Source organism: Blautia sp. AM29-29, from assembly GCF_003480555.1.
GTDB lineage: Bacteria > Bacillota > Clostridia > Lachnospirales > Lachnospiraceae > Fusicatenibacter > Fusicatenibacter saccharivorans.
On the sequence record NZ_QUJD01000026.1, the window covers coordinates 24247 to 32174 of the forward strand.

General features: G+C 49.3%; 5 protein-coding genes. All 5 read left to right on the plus strand.

Features of this window, described 5'->3' with window-relative positions; genetic code table 11:
- Nucleotides 1–3: 3 nt before the first annotated feature.
- A complete protein-coding gene (gene mfd / locus DW769_RS15070; protein ID WP_118750585.1) occupies nt 4–3528 on the plus strand; it encodes a transcription-repair coupling factor in 3525 nt (1174 codons plus the stop codon).
- Nucleotides 3529–3715: 187 nt separating this feature from the next.
- A complete protein-coding gene (locus DW769_RS15075) occupies nt 3716–5140 on the plus strand; it encodes a SurA N-terminal domain-containing protein (protein WP_118750586.1) in 1425 nt (474 codons plus the stop codon).
- Between the two features lie 247 nt (nt 5141–5387).
- Entirely contained in the window at nt 5388–5675 is a 288-nt protein-coding gene (locus tag DW769_RS15080) for a hypothetical protein (protein ID WP_118750587.1), read from the plus strand.
- Between the two features lie 215 nt (nt 5676–5890).
- Nucleotides 5891–6775 (plus strand): homocysteine S-methyltransferase family protein, encoded by an 885-nt coding sequence (locus DW769_RS15085; protein WP_117813413.1) that lies wholly within the window; start codon nt 5891–5893, stop codon nt 6773–6775.
- A gap of 311 nt (nt 6776–7086) precedes the next feature.
- Nucleotides 7087–7797 carry an HAD family hydrolase gene (locus DW769_RS15090; RefSeq protein WP_117801642.1) on the plus strand — a complete coding sequence of 237 codons (711 nt, stop codon included), beginning with the start codon at nt 7087–7089 and terminating at the stop codon, nt 7795–7797.
- Nucleotides 7798–7928: the final 131 nt, after the last annotated feature.

Below are 7928 nucleotides of genomic sequence, written 5' to 3' on the forward strand. Positions count from 1 at the left end.
AAAATGAAAGCGTTATTAGAACCGATCAAAGAAATTGCCCGTTTTGACGAGCTGTTCCGTGATCTGAAAAAAGGAACCGCAGGTGTGACGGTGATCTCGGGCTGTCTGGAAAGCCAGAAAGCCCACATGATCGCAGGCCTCTCCGAGGATGCCCCGGTGCGGCTTCTGATCGCGGAAAATGAATTAAAAGCAAAAGAATTATATGAGGATTACCGGCTGTACGATGCGGAGACGCTGTATTATCCGGCGAAGGACCTGATTTTCTATCAGGCAGACATTCACGGAAATCTGCTGATCCGGCAGCGGCTTCAGGTGATCCAGGCACTTCTTGAGCGGAAGGAAGTTACCATCATCACCAGTGTAGGGGGATGTATGGACTTTCTTCTGCCTCTTGGCGTGTTCGAAAAACATTGCATCCATCTGCGCAATGACAGCGAATTCGATCTGGATAAAATAAGAAAAGAGCTGGTGCGGCTCGGCTATGAGAGTACCTTTCAGGTGGAGTCGACCGGCCAGTTTTCCGTCCGCGGCGGCATTCTCGATATTTATCCGCTGACGGAACAGAACCCGATCCGGATTGAGCTCTGGGGCGATGAGATAGATTCCATCCGAAGCTTCGATGCGGAGAGCCAGCGGTCGATTGAAAACCTCGAGGAAATCACAATCTATCCGGCATCGGAGCTGATTTTAACAGAGAATACGATTGCGCGCGGTGTGAAAGCGATTAAAAAAGAGGCAAAAGCGCAGAGCACAAAGTTCCGCGACAAGATGATGACGGAGGAAGCGGCGCGTATCCGCCATGCGGCAGAGGAAATCTGCGATCAGATCGGCGAGGGCGAAATTCTGCAGGGAGCGGAGCAGTATCTTCATTATTTTTATCCGGAGACCGTCTCGTTTCTTGAGTATCTGCCGGAGAACAGCCGCATTTTCCTAGATGAGCCGAACCGCATCATCGAGTGTGCCGATGCGCTGGAAGCAGAATTTCAGGAGAGCGTGAGCCACCGTCTCGAAAAGGGATACCTCCTGCCGGGACAGGCGAAGCTGATGTGCAGTACGGCGGAGCTTGTGGCAAAACTGAACCGCTGCGGCTGTGTTGCCGTGTCGCTGATGGAGCCGCAGAAGGGCGAGTGGAATATCCGTGACGAGTTCAGTGTGACGGTGAAATCGGTTAATTCGTATAACAATCAGTTCCCGCTTCTGGTAAAAGATCTGAAATCCTGGAAAAAAGCGGGTTACCGTATTGTACTGGCGAGTCCGTCGCGGACGAGGGCGCAGCATCTGGCGGAGGACCTGCAGAATGAGGAGATTCCGGCCTTCTACAGCGAGAATGAGGAGCGTGTTCTGAAACCGGGCGAGGTCATGCTGATCCACGGCGCGGCCCGCAGAGGCTTTGAATATCCGATGCAGAAATTTGTGCTGATCACAGAGACGGATATTTTTGGAAAAGAGAAGAAGAAAAACCGGAAGAAATCGGAGTATTCCGGTCAGAAAATCCAGAATTTTGCGGATCTTTCGATCGGTGACTATGTCGTGCACGAGAGCCACGGTCTTGGTATTTACCGCGGCATCGAGAAAATTGAGATGGACCGCGTAACGCGTGATTATATGAAAATCGAGTATGCGGGCGGATCGAACCTCTATGTGCTGGCCACCCAGCTCGATACGCTGCAGAAGTATGCGTCCGGCGAAGCTGCAAAGGTGCCGAAGCTGAATAAAATCGGCGGTCAGGAATGGAATAAGACGAAAACACGGGTTCGCCATGCGGTAAAAAATATCGCACAGGATCTCGTGAAGCTGTATGCCGAGCGGCAGGCGTCATCCGGCTATCAGTTCGGAAAGGATACGATCTGGCAGAAGGAATTTGAGGAACTGTTTCCGTTTGAGGAGACGGACGATCAGCTTGCGGCGATCGAGGCGACAAAGGCGGACATGGAGAGCAAAAAGATCATGGACCGCCTGATCTGCGGCGATGTCGGATACGGCAAAACCGAGGTTGCAATCCGTGCAGCGTTCAAGGCAGTACAGGAGAGCAAACAGGTCGTCTACCTCGTTCCGACCACCATTCTGGCACAGCAGCATTACAATACGTTCGTTGAGCGCATGAAGGACTTTCCGGTGCGCGTTGATCTTCTGTGCCGGTTCCGCACGCCGGCAGAGCAGAAAAAAACGCTGGAGGATCTGAAAAAAGGACTCGTGGATATTGTCATCGGAACACACCGCGTTCTGTCGAAGGACGTAAAGTTCAAAGATCTTGGCCTTCTGATTGTCGATGAGGAGCAGCGGTTCGGCGTGACGCATAAAGAAAAAATCAAACAGCTGCAAAAAAATGTGGATGTTCTGACACTGACGGCGACGCCGATTCCACGTACCATGCACATGAGCCTGATCGGCATCCGGGATATGAGTGTGCTCGAGGAAGCACCGCAGGATCGCCAGCCGATCCAGACCTTTGTCTGTGAATACAATGAAGAAATGGTCCGCGAGGCGATTAACCGTGAACTTGCGCGGGGCGGGCAGGTTTACTATGTCTATAACCGTGTCCAGTCGATTGCGGATATGGCGAACACGATCCAGAAGCTCGTGCCGGATGCAAATGTAGGCTTTGCGCACGGACAGATGAAAGAGCGTGAGCTGGAAAAGATCATGTACGGCTTTATCAACGGAGAGATCGATGTGCTCGTGTCAACAACGATCATTGAGACAGGACTCGATATTTCGAATGTCAATACCATGATTATCCATGATTCCGACCAGATGGGACTGTCACAGCTCTATCAGCTCCGCGGCCGCGTCGGACGGTCGAACCGGACTTCCTACGCATTTCTGATGTACCGCAGAAACAAGATGTTGAAGGAAGTGGCGGAGAAGCGTCTCCATGCGATCCGTGAATTTACGGAGATGGGAAGCGGCTTTAAAATTGCAATGCGTGATCTTGAGATCCGAGGCGCCGGAAATCTGCTGGGCGCAGAGCAGTCGGGCCATATGGAATCGGTTGGATACGATCTCTATTGTAAAATGCTCGCAGAGGCTGTCCAGGAGGCGAAGGGCATCGCACCGGCAGAAGCGTTCGAGACAACGATTGATCTGAATGTCAGTGCCTATATTCCGGACAGCTACATCAGCAACGAGTCTCTGAAGCTTGACACCTATAAGCGAATTGCGGCGATTGAAAATAAGGAAGAGTATGAGGACATGACGGAGGAGCTGACCGACCGCTTCGGGGAACCGCCGAAAAATGTACAGAATCTTCTGGCTGTTGCAGAACTGAAAGCGCTGGCGCACTGTGCGTATGTGACGGAGCTGAAACAGATGGGCGATTCGGTACGAGTCACCTTACAGCAGCATGCAAAAATCGATGTGGCGCGGATTCCGGAGCTGCTGCAGAAATACCGAGACGAACTGAAATTCCAGATGGAGTCGCTGGCGTTTGTCTACACGCCGCGGCGGAGAAATTCAAAGGAAAAGATCGATCTGCTGGAGAAGAGCCATGCACTGGTGGAAGATCTGCTGCAGATCACACAGGAGTGAAATACTCGCATAACCACAAAATCGTGTGAAAAAGGCGTGAACAGGGAAGAAAAAAGTTGCCCTGTATCAACAAAAAGGGTATAATAGGAAAAGCGTTTATAAAAATCGATGCAGGACCGGAAATTCGAACGTGTAAAAAGAAAAACTCTTTTTGAGCATACATTTCGCCCTGCATGAGGAGGAAGTAATGAAAAATTTAAAAGCAAAAGCAGTCTGCGTTATGCTGAGTGCTTCGATGGCAGCGATGGGACTGACTGGCTGCGGTTCCGACAATGTGGACGGAACAAAAACGGCAATTACTGTAAATGACGAGTCGATTACACTCGGACAGGCAAATTTCATGCTGAGATATCAGCAGGCAACCATGTACAATTATTATTCCAAGATGTACTCGATGTACGGAATGCAGATGCCGTCTGAGATGTACGACAAGGAAGGCGACGATGGAAAGACTACCGGGGAAACGTTCAAGGAGCAGTCTCTTGATACGATCGAAAAAGAGCTTCTGATGCGGCAGCACGCAGAGGAATACGGAATTTCCCTGACAGACGAGGAAAAACAGCAGGCGAAAGAGGCTGCACAGGCATTCGCAGATAAGAACGGTGACGATGTGATGAAAAAGCTGCACGCAACCGTTGAGGACATCCAGGATGCACTGGAGCTGTATGTTATTCAAACCAAAATTTATGATCCGATCATCGCAGATGTAGATACCGAGGTATCCGATGAAGAGGCAAAGCAGACCTCCATCAGCTACATCACGGTATCCACAGCAGGAACCGAGAAGGATGACGATGGAAAAACGATTGATTTGACGGACGAGGAAAAAGCGGCAAAGAAAGAAATCGCACAGAGATTCCTGGATCTCTTAAAAGAGTCTGAGGATCCGGCAGCCGCATCGTTTACCGATCTGCGCAAGGAGCTGAACGATCAGTTAAATGCGGAGAATACCGCAGATTCCACCGATTCTGCCGACAGCTCCGATGAGAGCAGCTCTTCTTCCGATGCTTCCGACACAAGCGCATCCGACGCTTCAAGCGCGAGCACATCGAGCAGTTCCGCCAGCGATTCCTCCTCTGAGGTTTCTTATCTGACCTCTTCCGAGACATCCTTTGGAACCGGATCGGAGAAAGACGATGACGATACCTGTTCTCTTGGAGATAAAGTAGCGGAAGAAGCAGCAAAGCTGAAGGATGGCGAGTATTATGACGGTGTCATCGAAGGCGACGATGCATATTATGTGATCCGTGTAGATAAAGCATTCGACAAGGATAAAACCGAGTCCAGAAGACAGACTATCATTTCCAACCGCAAATCGGATAAGTACAACGATACACTGGACGGATGGGTGAAGGAGAGCGATATCAAGGTCGCATCCAACTGGAAAAAGCTTGAGGTAACAGACGCAGATCTGTATACGATGACAGTTGACAGCGCTTCTACAGATTCCACAGATGGAACCACAACCGACAGCACAACAACGGACAGTACAGCAACGGACAGTACAGCAACGGATAGTACAACGTCTGACAGCACGACATCAGGCAGTACCGAAACGACATCGACAAGCAGCACAGGCACTGCTTCGACGTCTTCAAGCACTGCAGAATAAAAGCATACGATACAGGACAAACGGCAGCCGGATCCGGGAGAGGGGTCCGGCTGCTGTTTGTGTCTGAAAATATTTTGGAACAAAAAAAAGAAAATAATAGGGAATTTGTAGAATAAATTGACAATAGTAAGAAGTTTATTTAAAATGAAATTACAACCAGAGTGTATCTCACAAATTGCGGAAATAATTTTTCGGACACGCTCTAATGTTCAGGCGAAAACGATGTACCAGGAAAGAAGGTGGAGAAATGAAGAAGGCAGTAATTTCCGTACTTGTCGGTACAGCAGTATTGGCTTTCGTTGCGTGTGGAAAAAATGCTGCAACGGAAAACAGTTCCGATTCGGGTGTTTCAACGGTATCGGCATCCTCGCAGGTGGAAAATGGACAGAAAGCAACCCGTGTGAACCAGGGAACAAATTTGTCTCCGGGGTCACCGAAAAATACCACATCCGGTGGAGGGAACAGCTCGGGCAGGACACATCATTCGGAGACGCATCATTCGGAGACACATCATTCAGGCGCGCATCATGATTGAGAATGTCGGGGTTTGCTGAACATTCGTGAACAGAAACAGACGAAGGGGTATCCAAAACGGATACCTCTTTTCTACTTGTCGGGAAAACAATACAATGCTATACTGAACATGAATTTGACGCGAAAAGCGCGGCAGGTTCAGAAAAAAACAGCCGGGATTTGTCAGTATACGCGGACATGTGCTGCAGGGAACTCGGGCAGAATGGAGAAAAGAAAATGACAAGAGAAGAATTTGAACAGCTTGCCGGAGCAGGTGTCATTTTATTGGATGGCGCAACCGGATCAAATCTGACAAAAGCGGGAATGCCAAAAGGAGTCAGTACAGAACTTTGGGTTCTGGAGCATCCTGATATTCTGGCAAATTTACAGAAGGCTTACGTGGAGGCGGGAAGCCAGATTGTCTATGCGCCGACCTTTGGTGCAAACAGATTGAAATTAGCGGATTATGGAAGAGAAAACGAGGTGGAGGAGCTGAATGCACGCCTGGTGGACATTTCGAAAAAAGCGCTTGCCGGAACAGGTGCGCTGATTGCGGGAGATTTTTCCACACCGGGAAGAATGCTGCAGCCAAAAGGCGATCTCTCTTATGAAGAGCTGCTGGAATCCTACACAGAGCAGGTAACAGCGGTAGCAAATGCGGGCGTTGATCTTCTGGTAGCGGAGACGATGCTGAGCGTAGACGAAACGTGTGTCTTTATGGATGCTGCACTTTCTGTCTGCGATCTGCCGATTATGTGTTCTCTGACGCTGGAAGCAGACGGTTCTGCCCTGTTCGGCGGAAACGCTGTGGAAGCAGTTGAGACACTGCAGGAAATGGGAGCATCCGCCGTAGGACTGAACTGCTCGGTCGGACCGGATCAGCTTGAGGCAGTCGTAAATTCCATGAAAAAAGTGGCAAGAGTACCGGTTATCGTAAAACCGAATGCCGGCCTGCCGAAAATTACGCCGACCGGTGAGGCAATCTACAGCATGGATGCGCCGACGTTTGCAAGATATATGAACATTCTGGTAGACGCGGGTGCAGGCATTGTCGGCGGCTGCTGCGGAACAACACCGGAGTATATTCGTCTGGTGAAAGAAATGCTGGATGCGAGAAAGTAAATCAAAGATTACAATTCGCAGGAAACTGTGAGATGTAATGAATTCCCCTGTTGCGGACAAAATCTGTACGGGGGAATTTTTTTACGTTACCGGAAACTTCGTTGAATTTTCCGATAAAGTAAAAAGCCCTCCGGGCAGGATTCTTTCTTACAGAGAGCAAGACAAAACAGGTTTCAACGATCTGGTTTGATGGACAGTCTGGGTGGAGAAAAAAAGATAGGAAGTCTGGAAAAAAGACATGGAATTGTGGAGAAAAGTCTGGTAGAATACGTGTCGTGTGGAAAACTTTCCGTAAGAAAGGATGATGAAGGATGTATCAGAATTATATTTTTGATTTATATGGAACTCTGGTAGATATACATACGAATGAAAAGAAAGCGTATCTCTGGAAAAAAATGAGCCTGTTCTTCGGCATGAAAGGGGCCGCCTATGAGCCGAAAGAACTCCGGATGGCGTATGAGACAAAAATCAAAGAGCAGGAAGCTGCGCTTAAAATGGAATGCCGCGGCAGCCATGTACCGGAAATCGACATTGCGGATGTGTTCCGGCAACTGTTTGAGGATCAAGCTGTTTCGGTAACGGAAAAAGAAATTGCAGATCTGGCGAAAATGTTCCGTGCGATTTCGATAGAAGAACTGAAACTGTTCCCCGGCGTGCCGGAAATGCTGCAGCGTTTAAAAGACGCAGGAAAGAAGGTTTTTCTGCTGTCCAACGCACAGGCGCTTTTCACCGCGCCGGAAATTTCCCTGCTCGGCCTTACGAAATACTTTGATGGAATCCTGCTCTCATCGGATGCCGGTGTGAAAAAACCGGATCCGGCGTTTTATGAGATGCTGCTGAAGCAGTATCACCTCGATCCGGCAGAATGCCTGATGACAGGAAATGACGATATCGCTGACTGCCACGGTGCAGCCTCTGCCGGAATTGCAAGCCGTTACGTGGCAACGCGCCAGTCACCGAAAATAAACGACCCGCTGCCGGAAAACTGTGAGAAGATCGCGGCGATTGCGGAGTTATTTTAACTGAAGAGCATTCAGCAGCACTCCTGAAAAAATAATGCGAAAAAAGGGGCTGTCGCACTGAATGATGAACCGCTCCCTGTCAAGTAGACAATTGAAAAAATATAAATTTTTCCTGCCAGTAGAAATTTATC

What these genes read in the sequence shown, in the direction of transcription:
- DW769_RS15080 (WP_118750587.1), top strand. Translation starts at nt 5,388, where the DNA reads ATGAAGAAGGCAGTAATTTCCGTACTTGTCGGTACAGCAGTATTGGCT.
- mfd (WP_118750585.1), top strand. Translation starts at nt 4, where the DNA reads ATGAAAGCGTTATTAGAACCGATCAAAGAAATTGCCCGTTTTGACGAG.
- DW769_RS15075 (WP_118750586.1), top strand. Translation starts at nt 3,716, where the DNA reads ATGAAAAATTTAAAAGCAAAAGCAGTCTGCGTTATGCTGAGTGCTTCG.
- DW769_RS15090 (WP_117801642.1), top strand. Translation starts at nt 7,087, where the DNA reads ATGTATCAGAATTATATTTTTGATTTATATGGAACTCTGGTAGATATA.
- DW769_RS15085 (WP_117813413.1), top strand. Translation starts at nt 5,891, where the DNA reads ATGACAAGAGAAGAATTTGAACAGCTTGCCGGAGCAGGTGTCATTTTA.